This window comes from Bradyrhizobium agreste (assembly GCF_016031625.1).
Classification (GTDB): Bacteria; Pseudomonadota; Alphaproteobacteria; order Rhizobiales; family Xanthobacteraceae; genus Bradyrhizobium; species Bradyrhizobium agreste.
Genome location: NZ_JACCHP010000015.1, coordinates 245488 through 267922, shown reverse-complemented (window position 1 = coordinate 267922; position 22435 = coordinate 245488). Strand labels below are relative to the sequence as shown.

Genomic DNA, 22435 nt, shown 5'->3' with positions numbered 1-22435 from the left:
GGATTCCGGGCTCGCGCTGCGCGCGACCCGGAATGACGGAGAGACCTACGACCGGTTGAAACCGCCTACTTCTTCTCGATCGGCGGCGCGATCTTCTCGGCCGGGGCCGGCGGCAGCGCGGGCTTGGCCGCGCCTGCTGTGCCCTGCGTCTGCGGTTCCGGCCGCGCCGGCTCTGGGGCCGGCGTAGTCGGGCGATCACCGCCGGGCTTCGCCTCCGCGGGGACCTTACTCTGCTCGTCGGACGGGGTGCCCTGGAGCGGGGGCGTCGCCTGTGCCAGCTGCGTCCGGCTTTCGGCGCGGATTTGCGCCAGCGACACCACCGAAACCGCAACGCCTGCTGCGAACAGCGCGCCAGCGATTGTCAGGTTGAGCTTCAGTCTACGCTTGTCATCTCGGCCGGGCATGTCGATCACCGCCTTTCGTCCACGGGATCAACGAAACTGGGGCGCGCCAGTTCCGGAACCGAAGATGCGGGGAACCACCCCGGCACGCGCAAAACGATGCGCTACTCCGTCGTGCTGACTTCCCAGGTTGCATGCCGCACGCCTGGCAGATGCTGCAGATCGGTCGCGACCGCGTTCAGCTCGTTCGAGTCGACCGCGGTCGCAACCAGCCTGGCGGCGATCTCCAGAATGTCCTCGCCGATCTCGACCACGTCGATATCAGCCACCGCATATTTCGCCGCCTCGAGCTTGTCGACGAGGCGGTCGCGCATGTCGGGCAAGGCGTCGGCCGCGACCGCGAGCTTGAAATAGTAGGTCGCCTCCAGCGCCTTCTCATTCAGCGGGATGCGGTTGATGGCGTTGACCAGCGGGCGCAGCATGGTGTTGCCGGCGATGACGAACACGGTCAGCGCGGCCGCCTGCGCGACCATGTCGGCGCCGGCGCAGGAGCCGACCGCGGCCGAGGCCCACAGCGTCGCCGCGGTGTTGAGGCCGCGCACGTCCATGCCCTGCTTCATGATGACGCCAGCGCCGAGGAAGCCGATGCCGGAGACGACGTAGGAGATCACCCGCACCGCGCCGTCGGCCCCGGTCAGGTGCATGGCGAGATCGACGAAGGCGGCCGCGCCCACCGCGACCAGCACGTTGGTGCGCAGGCCCGCGGTGCGCTGGCGGTATTGCCGCTCGGCGCCGATCAAGGTGCCCAGCACGAAGGCCGTGGTCAGGCTGATCAGCGTGTCGGCAAAGTCAGCGAGCTGGAAGGTGGTCAGAAACCGCATGGCCCCCCTATACGGCGGGAACCATGACAGATCAAAGCTCGAGCAGGCCGCCGTCCCCGTTTTCGTCGGCAAAAGCCAGCAGCGTGCCTTTGCCGTTCCAGGCGAGCGCGGCCACGGGAGGCGTGCCGTTGCGGCGGACCAGGATCTCCGCGCCGTCCTCCATCCGCACCATCAGCACGGTGCCGTCGCTGTAGCCGGCGGCGAGGATGTCGTTCTTGGGGTGACAGGCAACCACGGAGACGCGCGCCTGCAGCGGGGCGAGCATCGCGGGCTCCTTGCCCATCGGACCATCCTTGCTGCCGAACGGCCAGATGATCACCGTGTCGGCGCCGGAGGTCGCCAGCCCCTTGCCACCCGCGCTCCACGACATCGAGCGGACGCGGCCCGGGTAGCCGGTCATGCGCATGTGCCTGTTGTCGGCGAGCCGCCAGCCGTGCAGCGCCGGCTCGTGCATCGCTGTCACGAGAAACTTGTTGTCGGGGCTGAAGGTGACCGCGTGATGCGAGCCGGCCCAGGGCAGGAATTCGGCCGACCCCGCCATGTTCGGAAACCACAGCGTCACGCCGTTGTAATGCGCGATTGCGAGCCGCAGACCCTTCGGCGCAAACGCAAGCCCGCCGACGGTCGAGGGCACGTCGATCGACTTCTCCTCGGCCTTGCCGCCCTTGACGGTCGCGGTCTTGCCGGCGGACCAGGCGAAGGCGCCATCGGCATGCAACGCCACCGCATCGATCCAGCGCCGCTTCGGGTCGGTGGCGAGCAGCGTCACCTCGACCTTGGCGTCGAGCGAGACAACCTTGCCGTCGTCGCCACCCATCACGAGGCGCTTGCCGTCCGAAGCGGTGGAGAGAATGCCGCCGCTGTGCACGGCGACCGTCGTGATTTCACCCTTCGCGTCGACGAGCTTGACGTTCTCCTCGCCGCCGACGAAGGCGGCGCGATCGGCCAGGAAATGCACGGACGTAACGGCCATGCCGAGCGCAACGGGCTTGACGCGGTCGGTGACGGAGACGATCGAAGCGGAATCGGGGGCCGGCGTAAACTCTTTCATCACGAGACGATGCAGCTCTCAAAACCCTTGCGGATCGCCTCTTCGGGCAATTCGCGGCCGATGAAGACGAGGCGGCTCTCGCGCGGCTCGCCCTCGTTCCACTTCCGCTGGTGGTTGCCCTCCAGCATCATGTGGACGCCCTGGAAGACGTAGCGGTCGTCGTCGTCGTGGAAGGCGAGGATGCCTTTGGAGCGCAGGATCTTGCCGCCCTCGACCTGCACCAGGTTCTGCAGCCAGGGCATGAACACGTTGGGATCGAGCGGTTTATCGGTCTTGAGCGAGAGCGACTGCATCTCTTCGTCGTGATAGTGCTTCAAGCCGTGGCCGTGATCATGGTGGTGATGGTGATCGTGGCCGTGATGATGGTGATGATCATGGTCGTGGTCATGATCGTCGGCCTCCAGGAAATCCGGCTCGATGTCGAGGATGCGGTCGAGGTCGAAGGCGCCGCGATCGAGCACGTCGGCCAGCGCCACCGCGCAGCGCTCCGTGCGATGGAGCTTCGCGTAAGGATTGATACCGCGGATACGGGCCTCGACCTCGGCGAGCTCGCCCTTATTGACGAGGTCGGTCTTGTTCAGAACGATGACGTCGGCAAAGGCGATCTGGTTCTTGGCCTCGGGTGCGTCCTTGAGCCGATCGGACAGCCATTTGGCGTCGGCGACCGTCACGACCGCATCGAGCCGCGCGTTCTTCTGCACGTCCTCATCGACGAAGAAGGTCTGCGCGACCGGCGCCGGATCGGCAAGACCCGTGGTCTCGACGATGATGGCGTCGAACTTGCCTTTCCGCTTCATCAGGCCGTCCATGATGCGGACGAGGTCGCCGCGCACGGTGCAGCAGATGCAGCCGTTGTTCATCTCGAATACTTCCTCGTCGGCGCCGATGATGAGGTCGTTGTCGATGCCGATCTCGCCGAATTCGTTGACGATGACGGCGTATTTCTTGCCGTGGTTCTCCGACAGGATGCGGTTGAGCAGCGTGGTCTTGCCGGCACCGAGATAGCCGGTCAGCACGGTCACGGGAATCTTCTGGGAGGTCGCGTCAGACATAACAACTCCGGACTACAAGGCTTTTTCGCGCGACGCGAGGCGGGGTGGCCCCTGCCCTAATGGTCAAGCGCGCTGGTCAGGGCCTTTATATTGTGCCTGACCATGTCAATGTAAGTGGGTGCAGGCCCCTTTTCGCCGGTCAAACCGTCCGAAATCAGGGTCCCACCGACCCTGACGCCGGTCTCGGCCGCGATCCGCCGGATCAGGCGATCATCGCTGATATTCTCCAGGAACACGGCCGGGATTTTCTGGGCCTTGATCTGGCCGATGATGGCTGCGATATCGCGCGCGCTTGGCTCGGTTTCCGTGGAGACGCCCAGGGGCGCGATGAACTGTATACCGTATTCGGCGGAAAAATAGCCGAAGGCGTCGTGGGTGGAGATCACCTTGCGCCGCTCCGGCGGGATTTTTGCGACGGCGTCGCGGACCTCGCGGTCCAGTGTTTCGAGCTTTTCCAGATAGGCCTTGGCCTGGCCGCGGAAGAACTCCGCGTCGTCAGGAGCGGCTGCGGCCAGTGCGCTGGCAATGTCGGTGACGTAGATCTTGGCGTTCGGGATGGACTGCCAGGCGTGGGGATCAGCGGCCGAACCTAATTTCAACGGCGCGATGCCGGTGCTTGCGGTGACCACCTGCGCCTTGCTCCCTGAGGATTGCACGAGGCGCGGCAGCCAGCCCTCCAGCCCGAGCCCGTTGACGATGACGAGCTTCGCCGCCGCGATCCGCTTCGCATCCGCTGGCGCCGGCGTATAGACGTGGACGTCGCTGTCAGGCCCGACCAGCGTCGTCAGGTTGATGCGGTCACCACCGACATTGCGGACAAAATCGCCGAGGATCGAGAAGCTCGCGACGACGTTGAGCCGCTCCGCGGCCTCAAGCGGCGAGACGATCAGCAACAGCGCACAAAGCAGGATGAGCCGCATCGTCATGCTTCCAGATGCCGGCCGGGAAACAGCTGCCGGACGATGCCGCCGACGCGGCCGAACAAGATAGAGACGATGTAGAGCAGCGTCGCCACCAGAATGATCGCCGGGCCCGAGGGCACGCGGGTCTGGAACGAGAGCACGAGGCCGGCATAGCCCGACACCGCGGCAGCAATGACGGCGATGCAGATCATCGCGGTGAGATCGCGCGACCAGAACCTTGCGATGCCGGCGGGCAGGATCATCAGGCCCACCGCCAGCAGCGTGCCGAGCGCCTGAAAGCCGTTGACGAGATTGATGACGACCAGGGCTAGGAAGGCGAGATGCGCCGGGCCGCCAGCCCGGCTCACGGTGCGCAGGAACAGGGGATCGACGCTCTCGATCACCAGCGGGCGGTAGATCACTGCGAGCACCAACAGCGTCACCGTGGCGTTGAAGGCCACCACCAGCAGGGTCTGATCGTCCATCGCGAGGATGTTGCCGAACAGCACGTGCAGGAGGTCGATATTGGTGCCCTTGATCGAGACGATGGTGACGCCGAGCGCCAGCGAAGCGAGATAGAAGGTCGCGAGCGAGGCGTCCTCCTTCAGCCCGGTCGAGCGCGCGACGACACCAGCGAGGATCGCGACGGCAAAGCCGGCGATCAGGCCGCCGGCGGTCATCGCGAACAGATTGAGGCCGGAGAGCAGGAAACCGACGGCCGCGCCGGGCAGGATCGCATGCGCCATGGCGTCGCCGACGAGGCTCATCCGCCGCAGCATCAGGAACACGCCGATCGGCGCGCCCGCCAGCGCCAGCGCGATCACCGCGGCCAGCGCCCGCCGCATGAACTCGAAGTCGGTGAACGGCCCGATCAGCGCGTCATAGAGCATCGGATATCAGGCCGCCCGCGAGCCGATCTCAACGGCCGCGCAGGCCGCGGCGCGGTCGTCGAAGGCCTCGCACATCCGCATCGCGACCAGCAGGTTTTCCGGCGTCAGCACCTCCGCCGTCGGTCCCCACGCGACCGGGCCGCGCGCCAGCACTAGCGTCTCAGTGAAGTGGTTGCGCACCATCTCCATGTCGTGCAGGGCGGCGAGCACGGTGCGGCCCTCGCCATGCCAGCGCTTCACCAGCGCGAGCAGATCAGCGGTGGTCTTGCCGTCGATGGCGTTGAACGGCTCGTCGAGCACGATCAGGCGGGCATGCTGGAGCAGCACACGCGCGAACAGCACGCGCTGCATCTGGCCGCCGGAGAGCGTGCCGATTGGGCGGTTCTCGAAGCCGCTGAGGCCAACGGCTCCAATCGCCTGGAGAATCTTGTCGCGCGCGGCCTTGCCGATGCCGCCGAACAGGCCTGTGCCACGCCACAGCCCGGTGCCGACGAAATCGAACACCGAGATCGGGAAGCTGCGGTCGATCTCCGCGCTTTGCGGCAGATAAGCGATGTCGCGGGCATCGAGCCCGCCGAGATGGATCGTCCCGTCGAGCGGCTTGAGGATGCCGACGATGCCGCGCAACAGCGTCGATTTGCCTGCGCCGTTCGGGCCGATCACCGCGACTAGCGCGCCCGGCGCGACCTCGCCGCTGAGATGATGCACGGCGGGGTGGCGGTCGTAGCCGAGCGTGAGATTGTGGAAGTGCAGCGCTGCCATCGTCACCTCATCGCCAGCAAGACGATGCCCCACAGCACGGCACAGACCGCGAGCGCGGCCGCGAGACGGCCCGCCATGGTCATGCGCAGGATCGACCAGGGCGCAGCCTGGGCCGGATGCGGCGAGGCCGCATCGTGGGCATGGGCGTGGGTATGGTCGTGGCCGTGCGAATGCCCGTGGCCGTGGGAATGGCCACGGGCATGGTCGTGCTGGTGGGCGTGGGACGCGGCGGGAGCCATTTGCGGACGTTATATTATAACATTACGCCTGTCCACGGCGGTTCACGGCTTGCCAATCACCATGGCGATGGCGGCTGCCACGAATGGGAACGGCACCGAGACGGCGCAGCGGAACCAGACGAAACGGGCGGGCATGAACGGGATTTCCCACAAGATCACCCGCTGGAAGGCGAACAGCGCCCAGGCGACGACATAGGCCACCACCTGCGGCACCCCGCCGCCCGACTTCAGCGCCACGGTGCCGATGGAGAAGCCGATCACGGGCCCTCCGGGCGTGGCCGCGCCAGCGACGACGGCAGTGGCGACCCCCAGCCAGCCGCTATCCGGACCGAGCCAGCCGGTGATCACCTCCTGCGGGATGATGGCAGCGATATAGCCGGAGCCGATCACGCCAAGCGCAATCCGCGGCACAATGTTGACGAAGTCCATCGTGCCTTCGCGCAAGGATGCCACGAACACGGGGCGCCCACGACGATAGGCGATCAGCCCGACGCCGAGCACCGAGCCCCACAGCAGGATGTCGATCAGGAGTGCTGCGCTCAACTCTCGTCATCCTTCGCGAGCGGCTTCGGATAGAGCCTGATGTAGACGAAGCGGCCGAGGGCGCCGGCGAGCACCGGCAGCGGCAGCGAGATCACGATTCGCCACAGCGTGAAATCGGTGCCCATGATCGGGATTTCCCAGGCGACCGCCCGGCCATAGCCGATCAGCGTCCAGCTCACGACCATGGCAATGGTTGCGCCGAAATCGGCGCCGACCGCGAGCAATGCGCTCGCCACCGGATAGGCGGTGAAGGGCCCGCCGGGCAGAATTGCGCCGAACGCCGTGCCGATCAGCAGGCCCATCAGGCCGGATTTCGGCCCGAGCGAACGCGAGACTTTCTCGTGCGGCAGGATTTCCGAGATGAAGGCCCCTAACAGGCAGCCGGCGAGCACGCGCGGCAGGATGCCCGAGAACAGCGAGAGATCGTGGGTGAGAATGTCCAGAACGCCGTCGGTGCCGTCCCGCCGCCAGACCAGTGCCGCGCTCACCGCCACCAGAGCTGCGATGATGATGGTCGACCAGCCGATCGGCTTGCGGACCCGGCCCGGCCGCGGCTCGGATTCCGCGTCGCCGGAAGGCGCCGGATGGTTCAGGGAAGGTTCTGACAACGGGCTGGGTCGCTCGCGGGTGATGCCCGTCCTGATTAAGGGCGGTGTTCCCCCGATGCAAACGGTGTGATGACAGACCCATGCGCGCGCCGCGCAGGGCAATTCCGCACAGCAAAAAGGCGGCCGCGCCTGCGACCGCCTTTTGCTTCCGTCATTCCGGGGCGGCTCGAAGAGCCGAACCCGGAATCTCGAGATCCCGGGTTCGATGCTGCGCATCGCCCCGGGATGACGGGCCGAAGCCTCACGCCTTCTCGAACAGGGACTCCACGTATTCCCAGTTCACGAGGTTCTCGACGAACGCCTTGAGATAATCGGGACGGCGGTTGCGATAGTCGATGTAGTAGGAGTGCTCCCAGACGTCGCAGCCGAGAATCGGGGTGGCGCCGTGCACCAGCGGATTCTCGCCGTTCGGGGTCTTGGAGATCTCGAGCTTGCCGTTCTTGACCTGGAGCCAGCACCAGCCGGATCCGAACTGGCCGACGCCGGCCGCCTGGAAGTCCGCCTTGAACTTCTCGAAGCCGCCAAGGTCCTCGTTGATCTTCTTCTCGAGCTTGCCCGGCAGCTTGGTGCCGCCGCCATTGGGTTTCATCCAGCTCCAGAAATGGATGTGGTTGTAGTGCTGGCCGGCATTGTTGAACACCGCGGGGTTCTTGCCGAATGAGCCCTTGACGATCTCTTCAAGGGACTTGCCTTCCCATTCGGTCCCCTTGAGCGCGTTGTTGCCGTTGGTGACGTAGGCCTGATGATGCTTGTCGTGGTGATATTCCAGCGTCTCCTTCGACATGTACTGGCCGAGGGCGTCATAGGCGTAAGGAAGTGGGGGCAGCGTAAAGGTCATGGCTTCTTGTCCGCAACTGGTGGGGAACGAGTTCTAACGGTCACCCCTTATAGAAGGTTCCGCCGCCATTAAATACCTCAGAATTTGCGAAAAGGCGTGACCGGGCGCGCGCCTTGCCTGAATGCACAAATTGAGCGCAACCGGCCGCCGTCGATCAGAGCTGCGGCTCGCCGTAAAATATCATTGCCTTTGAGGCGCTTAAGATAGAACAAACGCGCCGCGAAGCGGAGTTGTGAAGGACCACGCCATGAGCATCGAGATCGACATATTGAACGGCGACGCCTCGTGGCCGATCGCCGAGCCGCTGCATCAGGCGGTCTGGGGCCCGCAAATGATCGCGGGCAAGCCCTGGGCTCACGTCAAATGGGCCAATGCCGATCTCCGCGTGCTGATCGAGACGCCCGAGGACGGTCTCGTCTGCCATGTCGGCATCTACTTCCGCACCATCACCTGGAACGGACAGAAGGTTCACGTCGGCGGCATCGGCGGCGTCTGCACGCGCGAGGACCGGCGCGGCCGCGGCTATGCAACCATGGCAATCGAGGCGGCGGTGCATACGATCCGCGCCAACGAGGCGGTCCGTTTCGCCCTGCTGTTCTGTGAGCCGCACAACGCCGCCTTCTACGCGGCCCGGAGCTGGCTGCCCTTCAACGGCGAGGTCTATTGCGAGCAGCCGGAAGGGCGGATCCGGTTCACCTACATGGAACCTTACGTCTTCCACATCGTCCGCGCGCCGACGCTGGGCACCATCGACCTATGCGGCCTGCCATGGTGAGCCCTGCGTGAGCCAGGGCTGCGCCGGCCGCCCCATGCCCCTATAATATGTCGATCATCATTCAATATTCCGCACCGTGGCACATGACGATCGACGCCCCTTTAGATGCCGTCCCGCCGGTTGCGCCGGTCGCCTCCCCCATCGCCAGCCTGCTGACCGCACCGATCCTGCCGACACTGCTGCGGCTCGCGATCCCCAACATGATCGCGATGGTCGGCAGCACGCTGGTTGCGGTGGCCGAGACCTCCTATATCGGCCGGCTCGGCACCATCCCGCTCGCCGCGATCGCGCTGGTGTTTCCGTTCGCGATGCTGACGCAGATGATGAGCGCCGGCGCGATGGGCGGCGGCGTCTCCTCCGCGATCAGCCGCGCGCTCGGCGCAGGGGATCGCGACCGCGCTGCGACGCTGGCGCTGCATGCCGCCATCATCGGCCTTTGCGGCGGGCTGTTCTTCACGGTGATGATGCTCGCCTTCGGCCGCTCCTTCTTCGCGCTGCTCGGCGGACGGGAGCGCGTGCTCGAGGAGGCCAGCGGCTATTCGCAGGTGCTGTTCTCCGGCGCGGTCGCGATCTGGCTCGTCAACACGCTGGCCTCGGTGATCCGCGGCACCGGCGACATGCGCCTGCCTTCGATGATTCTGATCGGAGCGAGCGTGCTCCAGATCGTGCTCGGGGGCACGCTGGGGCTCGGCCTGCTCGGCGTGCCGCAATTCGGCATGCCGGGCGTGGCAAGCGGTCAGCTGATCGCGTTCAGCTGCGCCGCGCTGTTCTTGCTCTGGTATCTCATGTCCGGCCGCAGCCGGCTGCCGCTCAATCTCCGCGCCTTCCATTTCGAGCGCGCGATGTTCCTGGACATTCTCAAAGTGGGCGCGGTGGCCTGCCTGTCGCCGCTCCAGACCGTCCTCACCATCCTGATCTTCACGAAGATCCTCGCGACCTTCGGCACCGAGATGCTGGCCGGCTACGGCATCGGCTCGCGGCTGGAATTTCTGCTGATCCCGATCACCTTCGCATTCGGCATCGCCTCGGTGCCGATGGTCGGCATGGCGATCGGCGCCGAACATGTGAAGCGCGCGCGGCGTGTGGCCTGGACCGCGGCTGCGGCCTCTGGACTGACGGTCGGCCTGATCGGCCTCATTGTTGCGCTCGCGCCGTCCCTGTGGGTCGGGCTGTTCACGCGGGATTCCGGCGTCACCGCCGCCGCGCACAGCTATTTCCACTGGGCCGGTCCCGCCTTCGTGTTCTTCGGCATGGGCGTGTCGCTTTACTTCTCTTCGCAAGGCGCCGCACGCGTCGGCGGCCCCGTGCTCGCTTCCACGGCACGGCTTCTGATCGTCGCGATCGGCGGCATCGGACTGATGACGGCGCAGGCTCCGGCCTGGACCCTGTTCGCGCTGGTCGGCGGCGCCATGGTCGTGTTTGGGCTGTCGACCGCGGCCTCGGTCGCTTTTGCGCGCTGGGGCAAATGATCGCAGGCAAGTAAGCGCAGGCAGCTAAGCTCAGAAATGTGATTCCATCGGGCGTTGCACGCGCTCGATTTGCTGCTATGGAGGCGCCTCCATCCTGGGCTCCTCTCCATGATATTCAGATTCGTCGCTCTCACCGTCATTCTGGCTGCGCTGATCGGCGCGCCTTCCGCCTACGCGCAAAGCGCCGAAGGGACCTGGCTCACCCAGGCGGGCGATGCGCGCGTCAAGATCAGCAAATGCGGCGGCGGCATCTGCGGCCACATCGTCTGGCTGCGCGAGCCCATGGACACCGCGACCGGCCAGCCCGCCACCGACAGCAAGAATCCCAATCCCGCCCTCGCCAGGCGTCCGATGATCGGCCTGCCGTTGTTCAGCGGCATGGAGCCGGCGGGACCGAACAAATGGTCGGGCCAGATCTACAACGCCGACGACGGCAGCACCTATGCGAGCAACATCAACCTGACTGGTGCGGACGCGCTGCGAGTCGAAGGCTGCGTCGGCGCGCTCTGCGGCGGTGAGACCTGGACGCGCGCGGGACGGTGAGCTTCTCTCGTGTCCCGGACGCGATGCAGCGCCGAAAGCGCTGCTTCGCAGAGCCGGGACCCAGACAGCAACACGGTACGACACCGAGATATGGGCCCCGGCTCAGCAGCGCATCACTACGTGCTGCGCTGCGTCCGGGGCACGAGAGTCTTTCACGTCATCGCCTTCAACGCCGTCGCGGCCGAGGCATAGCCGCCGCGCGCGCCGTCGATGAAATGGACGTGATCGCTGCGCAGCGCCGACGGCGCAAAGCAGGTCATCATCGCAGCGTCCTGCTGGTAGAGGCCGTAGCGCACGACGCCCTCGCGCGCGGCGACCGCGAGACGATCATTCAACGCGCGTTCGAGCTGCGGCGTGCAGTCCAGAATCATACGCAGGCCGTCGTCGTATTTGCGGAAGTCCGAGTTCTCGACGACCTGGCGCTTGTAGAGGCTGGGGACGAAGCCACCGATCTTGATGTCGAAGCGCATGATGAGATAGACGAACAGCGTATAGGCCAGCACGCTGGCTCTGCGCGCGAGCAGCGGACCCCCGCGCCTGGTGCGGGCCTCGAATTCCACGCCCTGCGGCGGCCATTTCAGCGGCGGCCCCTGCGGCGGCACCGGGCGGCCGGCGTCCGGGCTGCGCTCGACGAGATGGATAATGTCCTCGATCACCTTGCGGAAGGCCTGCGGATCGACGCCGCGCGCCGGCATCACCAGCACCGACAGGATCAGGCCGCGCGCCGCCGGCATCACCTCGAAACGACACGACAGGCCCGAGAGGTCCGGCTGCGTGCCGGCAGGCGCCTCCTCGACAGCGAACTCACCGCGCTTCATCGCGGCGTCGGCCCAGGCGAGCCCGCCGCCCGAAAACATCGCATAGGACAGGTTGGCCGACGGTCCGAACCGGGCGACGCGCACGTCGAGGCCCTGTGCGCGAATGACGCGGACCGGCACCAACGCGACGCGCATGGTCAGATCGAGGTCTTCCCGCACCCAGGTCGCGGTCGCAGCCAGCGCCTTGCGGGCAAGCTCGACATCGTCAGGCGCCACCGCGAAGCTGGCGCCGTCGCCGCCGAACACGAAGGGGAATTCCCGTCCCTTCAGCGCATTGGTCACCGCCGCGATCACGGCGGCGCCCGCCATGTTCACGGCCTTGTAGCGCTGCGCGGCGATCGCCTTGGTCGAATCGACGATATCGGCAACTCCGATGCTCCAGTCGTCCGGCAGCGGCGCATAGAGCGCAGGGTCCATCAGGCTGGTGAAGCCTCGGAAGACGGGAATGCCGCCATAGAAGGACTCGCCTGAGCTCATCGGGATGCCGGATGGTTGGATTGCGAAACAAGATACGTGGCAGGATCGATCCGGGTTCGCTGGCCGGCGCTCCCTCTTGATCTTTGGCCGAAACCGGCCCGGACAACAAGATGCGACCGCGTTGCAATGTTGCGACCGGATCATTGATCGGCATCAAACGACCACCCGGGAAGAGCGGCTATCGTCGGTCGGCTCCAGGGGTTGCATGGGAAAATCGAGGTGTCCGACTTCAGCAGCAAGGACTCCACCTCTCCGGTCCGCCGGCGCACAGGTGTCGACCCGATCAGCGCGGTGAAGGTGCCGGAACGGTTGACCGAGGCCGTCGATGCCTGGGCTGAAGCTCACCGCCTGACCCGCTCGGATGCGATCTGCAAGCTGATCGAGCTGGGCCTGAAAATGGTGCTCCCGGACTCTGCGCCGGCGCACCCGATCGCATCGGACGCCATCGGGATCGAAGAGATCGCAGTGCACGAGATCGAGTCGCTGCTCGATCCTGCGTTGCCGGCCGACGAGCGCGAGCGCCGCATCCGCCGCCTCACAGAAGGGCCGCCGGAATTTTCGCACGAACGAATCGACCTGCCGAAGCAGCGGCCGTGAGCGACTAGTGCAGTTTTCCGTCCTGGCGATTCCGCAGCTGGGATGCAGGGACGTCGTGGCAGCCGATGAGACGCACGAATTGCTGCGGATACATCTCGTGGCCGTGATCGCCGGAATTCTGATGCGACATCGGCGGACAGCGAACCTCATCCGACTTCACGCGCACTGGCTCCGTCAGCGGCGCACGCGAAGCGGTCATGTTTGAAGTGGCCATCGACTGCTCCCTTTCGATTAGGGCAGATCGATTGACGTAACCCAATCGATTGCGAGGCATCCTACGACCAATTCCGGCTGGCTGTCATTGCCCCCGATCAACGCAATTGTGGCAGCCGGGTTCCGCTTACGCCGTATTCCCGGCGTCGATCGTGAACACGGTGCCCGTGACGTTGCGACCGCCTTCGCCCAGAAGGTATTCCACCATGCGCGCGACGTCGTCCGTCTCCGGCAGACGGCGCAGCGCGCTGCGGCCGGCAATGCGCTTCCGGCCTTCCTCGGAGAGATTGTGGGTGAGCTCGGTGTCGATGAAGCCCGGCGCGATCGCGTTCACGGTGATGCCGAGCTTGCCGACCTCGCGCGCGAGCGAGCGGGTGAAGCCGGTCGCGGCGGCCTTGGTCGCGCCGTACACGGACAGACCGTTATAGCCTGTCGTCGCGATGATCGAGGAGATGTTGATGATGCGCCCAGTGCCGTCGGCCATCATCTGCCGGGCCACAAATTTGGTGAGGATGATCGGCGACAGCACGTTGAGCTGCACCAGCGCCTCGATCTCTGAATTGTGCATGGTGGCGAGCAGGCCCTCGGTGCCGAGACCGGCATTGTTGACGAGGCCGTAGATCGGACCGAACTCGTCGCGCACGAGCTTTGCGAAGGCCGGGATTGCATCGATCACGGCAAGATCGCAGGCGCGGAAATGCAGGCGCCCGTCCGCTTCGGTAATCGCCGCCTTGAGCTCATCGCTCTCGCGCCGCGCCGCCGCGATCACGTTATAGCCGGCACCGACCAGGCGTCTGCCGATCGCAAGACCGATGCCACGGCTACCGCCGGTGACGAGAACGTTCTTATGCATCGGTGCGCGCCAGTTTTCCAGCCGGGGTGACGTCGAGCACCTCGACGAAGCGGAGCACCGCCGGCACCTTGTGAGATGCGAGCTGGGTGCGGCACAGCTCCAGGATCTGGTCGCGGATCTCTTTCGCGCGAGCCGGATCAGTGCCGTCAGCGAGGATCACGTCCGCAACGACGATGCCGCCGGTGATCGGGCTCTTGCGCGACTTCGCGCGCGACATCCGCACATCCGGATGGCGGTTGATCACCGCCTCGATCTCCTCGGGGTGGACCTTCAGCCCGCCGATATTGATGATGCCGCCGCGGCGGCCGACGAAATAATAGCGGTCGCCGCGCAGCTCGACGATGTCGCCGCTGTCGACAAACCCGTCGTCGTCGGTGAGCGACGCCGCATTGCGGCCGATATAGGCATGGGCCGTACGCGCCGAGCGGATGCGCAGCGAGCCGTCGACGACCTTCATCTCGACGCCGTTGCGGTTGCCGAGATAGTCGGCCGGAAAGCCTTCCAGCCCGTCATTGACGGCGAAGCCGACGCCGGCCTCGGTCGAGGCATAGGCATGGCCGACGGAGGCATTGGGGAATGCCGCTTTCAGGCCGTCGAGCACGGCTTGGTCGGCGATCTCGCCGGAGAGGCGGACGTAAGCCGGGGCGAATTGCGCGGCCGAGCCGCTCATCAGGAGCTTGCGCCAGTGCGAGGGCGTGCCGGAGATATGCGAGACACCGCGCGCCTTCAGCCGCACGACATGATCGGCGAGCGCCTCATGGGGATCGGACAGCACCAACGAGCCGCCGGAGAGGATGGCGCGGAGAAAGATTTGCAGTCCGCCATAGCGGCGGATGTCGTAGAACGTTGCCCAGACCGGCGCAGGTCCGCGTGCGGGGCCTTCGGCGACGATGGCCCCGGTCAGCGCTTCCAGCGTATGGCCGGCGATCTTTGGCACGCCCGAGGTGCCCGAGGTGAGCATCAGCCATTCGGTGGCGCGCTCGGTCTTGGCCGACGCGGCGGCCTGAAGCGGCAATTGCGCGGTGACGACCAACGGCACGCCGGACGCCGCCCAGCGATCGGGCTCGTCGGTGACGACGGCATCGATGCCGGCATCCGCGATCAAGGCATCGAGATGCGCCGGATTGAGGTCCGGCGGACACAGCAGCATGCGGCGGGCGATGCCGTCGAGCTCGATCATGGCAAGGCCGGACCGGAGCTGGTCCGACAGCTTGAGCAGCACGGCGCGGCCGGACAGCTCGTGCAGCCGGCCGCCCAGAACCGTATGCGACAGGATGTCGGTCAGCGACACGACATCGTGCGCATCGGAGATGGTGCGGCCTTTCAGCTCGGCGCCGAGATGGTCGCGAAGCGCAAAGATCTCACGCGGGGACATTTTCGTAGGCCCGCACGAAATCGCCCACCGTGGCGGGGAACGCGGCGTCCTCGGAAATGGTGAAGGGATCGATGCCGGTTTCGTCCTCGAGGCGCGCGACCAGAATCGCGAAGGCGAGCGAGTCAAAACCCGTCTCGTGCAGGGACAGATCGTCCGAGAGGGCGGGAAGCGTGACGTGCTGCTCCTTGGCGATCTGCTGGATCGCTTCAATGACCTTTGACCTTACCGACATGGCTGGCTCGCTTTTGTTATCGATCTCGTTGTTGCGGCGGCTCTTGATGACCCGCCTCCCCATGGCGGTCTGTTTACCCGACAGAAGTAAATGGCTTCTTGGACAATTCAGATAAAATTGGACCTGTCTCTCGATTTTGGTGGCTCTACAGCCTGATCGTACCGTCCGAGATGGCCGCATACGCCATCTCGTCCAGCGCGACATAGGCGCCGGATATCGGGTCCAGCATGAACAGCGGATCGGAGATCGCGGCCGGGTCAAATCCCTCGCGGGCGAGCTCGCCCTTCTTTTGCTTGAAGGTCTCGGTGGCATCGAGCTCGCGCGAGATGCGGATGAAGAGCGGGCGGGCGTAAGTCGGCAGGCGCTGCGCGAGATGGGCGGGCAGCGCTCTGATGTCAAACCCCTCGTTCGCGACGATCGCGCTCATGCCGGCCCGGCCGTCGGCGCCGGGAATGCTGACGCCATAGGTGGTGGCATCGACGACGCCGGTGAAATCGCGCACGGCGTCGTTCACCTCCGAGGTCGCGACATTCTCGCCCTTCCAGCGGAACGTGTCGCCGATACGATCGACGAAATGGAAGAATCCCTTGTCGTCCATCCGCATCAGATCGCCGGTGCGGAACCACGCATCGCCTTTGGCGAAGACGTCGCGCAGGATCTTCTTCTCGGTCTCGCCGGCATCGGTGTAGCCCTCGAAGCGCCCACCGCCCTCGTCCGCGGTGCCGATGCGGCCGATGGCTTCGCCGGCCTCGCCGCGGCTGCAGGCGATGCAGAAGCCCTCGTCATTACGCAGCGGCGCGCCGCTATCGGGGTCGAGCTTGACGAGACTGGCAGGAAAGCGGTGCGCGAGCAGCGGCGGGATGCGGCCGATCGCGCCCGGCTGGCCCTCGACGTTGAACAGCGAGAAATTGCCTTCGGTCGCGGCGTAGAATTCAAGGATGCGCGGAATGGCGAAACGCGCCTGGAAATCCTCCCAGATGTCGCCGCGCAGGCCGTTGCCACAGGCCAGCCGCAGGCGGTGCCGATTCTCGTATTCGGAGGGCGCGGCCTTCAGCAGATAGCGACAGAGCTCGCCGATATATTGAAACAACGTGCAGTCGTGCCGGACGATGTCGGACCAGAAATGCGAAGCCGAGAATTTTTCCGCGATCACCACCGAGCCGCCGGCGGCCAGCATGCTGCACGGCGCAACGATGCCGCCGACCGAATGGAACAGCGGCAGACAATCGTAGAGCCGATCCTGCGGCGTCGCGCCGGTGAGGCCGGCGAACCAGAAGCCCCAATTGAGGATGCGGCGGTGGCTGATGCTGGCCGCTTTCGGCAGGCCGGTGGTGCCGGAGGTGTAGATCAGCAACGCACGATCATCGATCGTGACGTCACTGTGCTCGTCGGGCGCAAGCGGGCCGTCGTCGAGAGCGGCAAGCGCGACGTCGATCGCACGTTCGCTGCGGCTATCGCCATGCGTCCAGACTCTTGCCTCCGTCTTCAGATAAGGCGCCGCGCTGTCCAACATGCCCGTCAGCTCATGCGCAACGATGACCTGCGAGGGCATTGCGACATCGAGGCAGTGCGCAAGCGATGGACCGACGAGCTTGGTGTTGATCAGCGCGACCACGCCGCCGACACGGCTGATGCCGAGCCAGGCCGCGACATAGTCGATGCCGTTCGGCATGATCAGCGCGACGGTGTCACCCTTGGCAAGGCCGACCGAGCTCGCCCAGCGCGCGTAGCGGTTGATCCTCTTCGACAGGCTTTCGTAATCGAGGCTTGCCTCGTCCGTCACAAGAGCGACGCGGTTCGGCTGGCGCTGCGCCCAATCGTCGACGACGTCGGCGAACAGGCGCCCCGGCAGCGTTTCGATCCGTGCGGTGAGCTCGATCGCCCTCAACCAGATCTTGGAAGCCGACGGTGCGCGCGCGGCTTTCGGCTGCTCGATGACGCCGGTGGTCATATTGTTCACTCTTTCGGGCGGTCTGCGGTTTCCGGCAGTTTAGCCCGTGCGCCCTGACCCAGGCGTTAAGAGACAAGGTAAAACCCGGTTAGGACGCGATTAACCGCGGTCGGCAGCGCGCAGCCAGGATCGCACCCGCCGGCAGCGCCGCCGACGTGTGTGACCAGGCCGAAACAGCGAAGAATGCAGAATGCCCCTGGGTTTTGGCCCTGGCTCGGTTACCTAGTGCACCTTCTTGTAACGCCGGCGCGGCGGCGGCGATTCGTTGAAGGCGTAATACGGATTGAGGTCGCAGGTCGCGGCAAGGCCCGACGCCGTGGCGCGGCACTGCTCCAACGAGGTAAACGAGCAGTCGAAATAGTCACCGCCCCCGCCACTCGGGCCGCCGACGTAGCGGTGCATGCAGACGGGATAGGCCGGGTCATATCGCTGCGCGCTGGCATCCGCTGCGCCCAGCAGCGTGAAGATCGCGGTAAGCGTGAGGAATGACAAGCGCATGGGGAAATCCTCGAATGGGTGACGTCACTTCATATGACACAACATCTCGTCATCCGCGACTGTTCCTGAGATCTGATGACGTCAAGGTGAGCGGGACGCGCAGCGCCAGAAGCGATGCGCGCCGAGCGATCTGACAACGCGGGTGAAGCGCGGTCGGAATGATGCTGCGAGGCAGCGCTAGCCGCCGAGCCCCTGCAACACGAGCCGGTTCAGCCGTGCCGCGAACGCTGCCGGGTCTTCCGGCAATTCGCCGTCCAGGATCTGCGCCTGTTCGAGCAGGAGCAGGCTGAGATCGTCGACGACCATCGAGCCAGCCTGTGCCTTGGAGACCGCGGTGACCAACGGATGACGCAAATTGATCTCGAGGATCGGCTTGGTCTTCATGCCGCGGTTCTGCTGCGACAAGATGCGCTCGAGCTCACGGCTCGGGCCATGGCTGTCGGCGACGAGGCAGGAGGCCGAGCTGGTGAGGCGGGTCGAAGCCTTGACGTCGCTGACGCGTTCGCCGAGCGCGGCCTTGATCACGGCGATGGTGGCTGCCTCGTCCGCAGCCGGCTCGTCCTTCTTCGGCTCGTCCTTGTCATCGATACGCGGGATCAAATCGAGATTGAGATCGCCCTGGCTCAGCGACTTCAGCGGCTTGCCCTCGAACTCCGAGGGCATCGAGGTCCAGAACGCGTCGACGGGATCCGACAGCAGCAGCACCTCGATGCCGCGCGCGGTCGCAGCTTCCAGCCGCGGATTGGACTTCAGCCGCTCGATGCTGTCGCCGACGAGATAATAGATCTCGGTCTGGTTCGGCTTGAAATCGGCGACGACCTGCTTCAGCGACCGCTTCTCGCCCGACGTGGTGGTGAAGCGCGACAGCGCCAGCAGCTTTTCGCGCCGTTCGAAATCCTCGTAGATGCCTTCCTTCAGCACCGCGCCGAAGGCGTCCCAGATCTTGGCAAAGTTCTCCGGATCCTTCTCGGCGAGGCTTTCGAGCTCGGACACGACCCGGGTCGCCACGGCTTTGCGGATCTGCGCCAGCTGCGGATTGTTCTGGAGCATCTCGCGCGAAATGTTGAGCGGAAGGTCCTCGCTGTCGACCACGCCGCGGATGAAGCGCAGGTACCCCGGCAAGAGGTCGGCATCGTCGGTGATGAAGACGCGCCGCACGTAGAGCTTCACGCGGCCCTTGCGGTTCGGCTCGAACAAGTCGAACGGCTTGGTCGAGGGCGAAAACAGCAGCACGGCGTAGGAGTAGCGTCCTTCCGCGCGGTAGTGCAGCGTCATCGCGGGATCGTCGAAGGCGGAGGCGATCTGCTGATACGCCTTCTTGTAATCGTCAGCCGTCAGCTCCGACTTGGAGCGCTGCCACAACGCGCTCGCCGAATTGATCTGGCGCGGCTCGCCTTGTTCGGGCACGAGCTCGATCGGGAACAGGATGTTGTCGGAATAGGCGGTGACGATGCGCTCGATCTCGTAGGTTTCGAGATATTTCTTGGCGTCGTCCTTCAGGTGCAGGATGATCTCGGTGCCGCGCGTCACACGCGCCGCCTCCTCGTCGCTGGCACGGGCGATCTCGAAGCCGGAGCCGCCGGAGGACGTCCAGGTCCAGACATCGCTCTCGCCGGCGCGGCGGCTGATCACGACGATTTTTTCGGCGACCATGAAGGCGGAATAGAAACCGACGCCGAACTGGCCGATCAGGCCGAGCCCGTCCTTGGCCTCTTTCAGCTTGGACACGAACGCCTTGGTGCCGGAGCGGGCGATGGTGCCGAGATGGTCGATCAGCTCCTGCCGCTCCATGCCGATGCCGTTGTCGACGATCGTGAGCGTCTTGGCCGTCTTGTTCGGGATGATGCGGATCTTGAGTGCGTCGCCCTCGGCCAGCAGGGCGGGACTGGCGATGGCCTCGTAGCGCAGCTTGTCGCAGGCATCGGAGGCGTTGGAGATGAGCTCGCGGAGGAAGATGTCGGTTTCCGAATAAACGGAGTGCACCATCAGGTGCAGCAGTTCGGAAACTTCGGCCTGGAAAGGCTGCGTATGCACAGCCGTATCTGACGTCGTCATGCGCTTACCCGGTCAAACAAAAAGTGAGGGAACCCGGATATAGCGCGAGGCAACGGCGGATCAAGAGGATGTGAAGTCTGGGTCCGCCAAGCCACCCTGGCGCGGGTCAGGTCACGCAGCGGCCGGGCTGGAGCAGCCTTGCGACCTCGGTGAGCGAGCTGACCATGGGCTCACAGGCGATCGTCGGCTTGTTGCGAGGCTTCTTCTGGTTCTGGAGCAAGACCGGGGTCTTGGCATTGCCGGCCTCGATGACCGCCGGAACCCGCAGCAGAACCGAGGTATCGGCAAGGTCGTTCAGCCGCATCGACACCGTGCGGGTGGGAACGGCTGCCGGCTTGATCTCGGCGAGGCGGTCTGCCTTGGCAGTTCGGTTGACGTTGTGGACCGGGACGGCGTTGGAGCTGTGGCTGGGAATGTCGGCGACCGCCTGCCAGCGGTCCGCGAGGTCGTGGCCGGAGGCCAATTGCACGGCGCCGAGCGTTGCAACGACCGCGATCGCGCTCAAAAAAACCTTTTGAATCTGTGACATGGCCGTCGATCCCTCGCCCCATGGCGGTCACGGGAACAACGCCGCCGCAGGATCGGGGGTTCTTGGCCGCTACGATCACTTAACCGTGTGCGAAAAAGGCTGCAGACCGGCAAAATATTTCGCAACGCGTGGAACGACTTTCGCGCACAGGAGTCGTCTCAGCAGCCGGCTATTCCCCCCTGCCCCATAAGCCGGCGACGTAGGGCGCGACTGTGGTGATGCCAGTCGCGCCTTACTTTTGTTTGCTGTCTACTTCGCCGTTCCTGCCAGCCACTCCCGGCCCTCGCCATAGAGCTTCTCGACCTCAGCGCCGGTGAGCCCCGGCATGTCGCGCTTGACCTTGTAGCCGATCAGCTCCTGCATGTAGGCGAGGTGGCGGTAGCCTTCGGGGAGCGCATCGAGCGCTGTCTGGTCGAGGCGGAGTGTCGCGGCGGGATCGACCGGATCGATCCGATCCTTCTCATAGATCGGCTGGCGGCGGACGATGCCCCATTTGCCGAGACCTGATCGGTCGTGCCGCTTCTCCAGGAAATCGCAGAAGCGTCCGGTGCAAACGACGTCGCAGAGCACGTCGTGCACGAGGCCGCGCTGGGAAATCGTCATCTTGGTCTGCGCGATGGCCCGCGCACCCGCGAGATCGATGCTGGTGCCGCCGAGGAAATGCAGGATGCGCACGCCCTTGGCAAAACCCTCCTGGCTGACGCGCATGAAATCCCGCGCCGGCCCCTGAAACCAGGTCGCGGACATCCAGCCCTCTTCGTGCCAGACCGTGGCAAAGCGCTCCCAGTCGCCGGCGTCGCGCCACACCGCCCAGTTCTCGACGAGGTCGCGGATGGCGAGGCGGTCGAGGAGTTGCTGGTCCATGGCAGATCTCCGATTGGCGCTGCCGCACGAGCAGCTGCTGCACGAGGTATGGTCGTCCAATTCCTCACCCGTCAAGCGGGCCTGTGGCATGAAAAAATCCGGCGTGCCTTGCGGCACGCCGGACTTCGCTATTGGGTAGGCAGCAGACGCCTTATTACGCCGCCGGCGCCTTCGGCGTGCGATTGCGCGAATTGCGCTGGAAGAACAGGGCCTGGCTCGCCACCGCCGATACCATCGCGGGCTGGAACGGCTTCGAGATCAGGAACGCCGGCTCGGGGCGTTCGCCGGTGAGGAAGCGCTCCGGATAGGCGGTGATGAACACCACCGGCACCTCGAAGGTGCGCAGCAGCTCGTTGACGGCGTCCAGGCCCGACGAGCCGTCGGCAAGCTGGATATCGGCAAGGATCAGGCCGGGCCGCCTGTTCTTGGCCAGCGCCACAGCATCGGCATGGGTGCGCGCGACGCCGACGACGTTGTGGCCGAGATTCTTCACGAGGCTCTCGAGGTCCATGGCGATGAAGGTCTCGTCCTCGATGATCAGCACGTCGGTGGCAATCTCGGCGGCCATCTCGCGTCCGGCTGCGTCCGCAAGACGGCGCGTCTCGGCGACATCGGTGCCGAGAATGAAGGCGACTTCCTCTTCCGAAAAGCCCTCGAGCGAGAGCAGCAGGAAGGCCTGGCGCGGCAGCGGGGTGATGTTCGACAGCCGCCGTTCCGGCGGCATCGGCAGCGTCGTCACCTCGGCATCGTCGTTGATGGCAACCGAATTCCAGATCTGGGTGAATAGCCGGAACAGGCCGGCCCGGGGCCCGTGGCTCTCGTCGAGCACCGACGGATCGCCCAGCATGGCTTCCAGCATGGCGGCGACATAGGCGTCACCGGAGGCCTGGCTGCCTGTCAGAGCCCGCGCGTACCGGCGCAATAGCGGCAAGTGTTCAGCAACTACCTGTGAACGGGACATCCCCACTCCATTCGTCTTCGGGCCAACCTTGAGGTCGAATCCTGAGGTCAGGCATCACGCGGGGGGCCCAGGTTCCCCTGCTGGGGTGTCTACGCCTCACCCCAACAAAAGTTCCGCC

General features: G+C 65.3%; 27 protein-coding genes. 5 read left to right on the top strand and 22 right to left on the bottom strand.

The features are described from left to right. Nucleotides 1–65: 65 nt before the first annotated feature. From HZZ13_RS22910 to HZZ13_RS22860, 11 genes are all read right to left on the bottom strand, one after another. On the bottom strand, nt 66–404 hold the full coding sequence (locus tag HZZ13_RS22910) for a hypothetical protein (RefSeq protein ID WP_197961786.1): 339 nt from the start codon (nt 402–404) through the stop codon (nt 66–68). A gap of 101 nt (nt 405–505) precedes the next feature. Next, on the bottom strand, nt 506–1222 hold the full coding sequence (locus HZZ13_RS22905; RefSeq protein ID WP_197961785.1) for an MgtC/SapB family protein: 717 nt from the start codon (nt 1220–1222) through the stop codon (nt 506–508). A 31-nt stretch (nt 1223–1253) separates the two neighbouring features. Next, a complete protein-coding gene (locus tag HZZ13_RS22900) occupies nt 1254–2273 on the bottom strand; it encodes a WD40 repeat domain-containing protein (RefSeq protein ID WP_197961784.1) in 1020 nt (339 codons plus the stop codon). Next, nucleotides 2273–3325, bottom strand: coding sequence for a CobW family GTP-binding protein (locus HZZ13_RS22895; RefSeq protein ID WP_197961783.1), 1053 nt, complete (start codon nt 3323–3325; stop codon nt 2273–2275). The genes HZZ13_RS22900 and HZZ13_RS22895 overlap by 1 nt, the downstream gene beginning before the upstream one ends. Nucleotides 3326–3381: 56 nt before the next feature. Next, nucleotides 3382–4245, bottom strand: coding sequence for a metal ABC transporter solute-binding protein, Zn/Mn family (locus HZZ13_RS22890; protein ID WP_197961782.1), 864 nt, complete (start codon nt 4243–4245; stop codon nt 3382–3384). A gap of 2 nt (nt 4246–4247) precedes the next feature. Then, nucleotides 4248–5117, bottom strand: a complete 870-nt coding sequence (locus tag HZZ13_RS22885; protein WP_197961781.1) for a metal ABC transporter permease — start codon at nt 5115–5117, stop codon at nt 4248–4250. Between the two features lie 6 nt (nt 5118–5123). After that, nucleotides 5124–5879, bottom strand: a complete 756-nt coding sequence (locus HZZ13_RS22880; RefSeq protein ID WP_197961780.1) for a metal ABC transporter ATP-binding protein — start codon at nt 5877–5879, stop codon at nt 5124–5126. A 2-nt stretch (nt 5880–5881) separates the two neighbouring features. Then, nucleotides 5882–6118, bottom strand: a complete 237-nt coding sequence (locus tag HZZ13_RS22875; RefSeq protein WP_197961779.1) for a hypothetical protein — start codon at nt 6116–6118, stop codon at nt 5882–5884. Nucleotides 6119–6160: 42 nt separating this feature from the next. After that, nucleotides 6161–6661: a hypothetical protein gene (locus tag HZZ13_RS22870; RefSeq protein WP_197961778.1), complete on the bottom strand. Its 501-nt coding sequence runs from the start codon at nt 6659–6661 to the stop codon at nt 6161–6163. Then, complete coding sequence (locus HZZ13_RS22865; RefSeq protein ID WP_197961777.1) at nt 6658–7269, bottom strand: permease; 612 nt, start codon at nt 7267–7269, stop codon at nt 6658–6660. Before HZZ13_RS22865 ends, HZZ13_RS22870 begins: the two co-directional genes overlap by 4 nt. Before the next feature lie 241 nt (nt 7270–7510). Continuing rightward, complete coding sequence (locus HZZ13_RS22860; protein ID WP_061024641.1) at nt 7511–8107, bottom strand: superoxide dismutase; 597 nt, start codon at nt 8105–8107, stop codon at nt 7511–7513. A gap of 247 nt (nt 8108–8354) precedes the next feature. On the opposite strand from HZZ13_RS22860, the gene HZZ13_RS22855 reads away from it, so the two are divergent. The 3 genes from HZZ13_RS22855 (at nt 8355) to HZZ13_RS22845 (ending at nt 10894) form a co-directional block, all read left to right on the top strand. Then, complete coding sequence (locus tag HZZ13_RS22855; RefSeq protein ID WP_197961776.1) at nt 8355–8882, top strand: GNAT family N-acetyltransferase; 528 nt, start codon at nt 8355–8357, stop codon at nt 8880–8882. Nucleotides 8883–8965: 83 nt separating this feature from the next. Beyond that, nucleotides 8966–10351 carry an MATE family efflux transporter gene (locus HZZ13_RS22850; protein WP_197961844.1) on the top strand — a complete coding sequence of 462 codons (1386 nt, stop codon included), beginning with the start codon at nt 8966–8968 and terminating at the stop codon, nt 10349–10351. A gap of 108 nt (nt 10352–10459) precedes the next feature. Continuing rightward, nucleotides 10460–10894: a DUF2147 domain-containing protein gene (locus HZZ13_RS22845; RefSeq protein WP_197961775.1), complete on the top strand. Its 435-nt coding sequence runs from the start codon at nt 10460–10462 to the stop codon at nt 10892–10894. A 152-nt stretch (nt 10895–11046) separates the two neighbouring features. On the opposite strand, the gene HZZ13_RS22840 is transcribed toward HZZ13_RS22845, so the two are convergent. Then, on the bottom strand, nt 11047–12189 hold the full coding sequence (locus HZZ13_RS22840) for a DUF3095 domain-containing protein (protein WP_197961774.1): 1143 nt from the start codon (nt 12187–12189) through the stop codon (nt 11047–11049). Nucleotides 12190–12408: 219 nt separating this feature from the next. Here HZZ13_RS22840 and HZZ13_RS22835 point away from each other — a divergent pair, with 219 nt between their 5' ends. After that, nucleotides 12409–12786, top strand: coding sequence for a hypothetical protein (locus tag HZZ13_RS22835; protein ID WP_197961773.1), 378 nt, complete (start codon nt 12409–12411; stop codon nt 12784–12786). 4 nt (nt 12787–12790) lie between these two features. On the opposite strand, the gene HZZ13_RS22830 is transcribed toward HZZ13_RS22835, so the two are convergent. From HZZ13_RS22830 to HZZ13_RS22790, 9 genes are all read right to left on the bottom strand, one after another. After that, nucleotides 12791–13000: a hypothetical protein gene (locus tag HZZ13_RS22830; protein ID WP_197961772.1), complete on the bottom strand. Its 210-nt coding sequence runs from the start codon at nt 12998–13000 to the stop codon at nt 12791–12793. A gap of 126 nt (nt 13001–13126) precedes the next feature. Beyond that, nucleotides 13127–13852 carry an SDR family NAD(P)-dependent oxidoreductase gene (locus HZZ13_RS22825; RefSeq protein ID WP_197961771.1) on the bottom strand — a complete coding sequence of 242 codons (726 nt, stop codon included), beginning with the start codon at nt 13850–13852 and terminating at the stop codon, nt 13127–13129. Continuing rightward, nucleotides 13845–15227 carry a class I adenylate-forming enzyme family protein gene (locus HZZ13_RS22820; RefSeq protein ID WP_197961770.1) on the bottom strand — a complete coding sequence of 461 codons (1383 nt, stop codon included), beginning with the start codon at nt 15225–15227 and terminating at the stop codon, nt 13845–13847. Before HZZ13_RS22820 ends, HZZ13_RS22825 begins: the two co-directional genes overlap by 8 nt. Next, nucleotides 15214–15459 carry an acyl carrier protein gene (locus HZZ13_RS22815; protein ID WP_129275800.1) on the bottom strand — a complete coding sequence of 82 codons (246 nt, stop codon included), beginning with the start codon at nt 15457–15459 and terminating at the stop codon, nt 15214–15216. Before HZZ13_RS22815 ends, HZZ13_RS22820 begins: the two co-directional genes overlap by 14 nt. Before the next feature lie 145 nt (nt 15460–15604). Continuing rightward, nucleotides 15605–17419 carry a long-chain-acyl-CoA synthetase gene (locus HZZ13_RS22810; protein ID WP_197961769.1) on the bottom strand — a complete coding sequence of 605 codons (1815 nt, stop codon included), beginning with the start codon at nt 17417–17419 and terminating at the stop codon, nt 15605–15607. Between the two features lie 213 nt (nt 17420–17632). Then, on the bottom strand, nt 17633–17908 hold the full coding sequence (locus HZZ13_RS22805; RefSeq protein WP_197961768.1) for a DUF3551 domain-containing protein: 276 nt from the start codon (nt 17906–17908) through the stop codon (nt 17633–17635). A gap of 177 nt (nt 17909–18085) precedes the next feature. Next, nucleotides 18086–19963: a molecular chaperone HtpG gene (htpG, locus tag HZZ13_RS22800; protein WP_197961767.1), complete on the bottom strand. Its 1878-nt coding sequence runs from the start codon at nt 19961–19963 to the stop codon at nt 18086–18088. A gap of 106 nt (nt 19964–20069) precedes the next feature. Further along, a complete protein-coding gene (locus HZZ13_RS22795; RefSeq protein WP_197961766.1) occupies nt 20070–20492 on the bottom strand; it encodes a hypothetical protein in 423 nt (140 codons plus the stop codon). Nucleotides 20493–20741: 249 nt separating this feature from the next. After that, nucleotides 20742–21356, bottom strand: coding sequence for a nuclear transport factor 2 family protein (locus HZZ13_RS22790; protein ID WP_197961765.1), 615 nt, complete (start codon nt 21354–21356; stop codon nt 20742–20744). Between HZZ13_RS22790 and HZZ13_RS22785 the strand changes: the two genes are divergently transcribed. Beyond that, nucleotides 21355–21495: a hypothetical protein gene (locus HZZ13_RS22785; protein WP_197961764.1), complete on the top strand. Its 141-nt coding sequence runs from the start codon at nt 21355–21357 to the stop codon at nt 21493–21495. The two genes, HZZ13_RS22790 and HZZ13_RS22785, sit on opposite strands and share 2 nt — an antisense overlap. A 15-nt stretch (nt 21496–21510) precedes the next feature. On the opposite strand, the gene HZZ13_RS22780 is transcribed toward HZZ13_RS22785, so the two are convergent. After that, on the bottom strand, nt 21511–22317 hold the full coding sequence (locus HZZ13_RS22780; protein WP_197961763.1) for a response regulator: 807 nt from the start codon (nt 22315–22317) through the stop codon (nt 21511–21513). Nucleotides 22318–22435 lie beyond the last annotated feature (118 nt).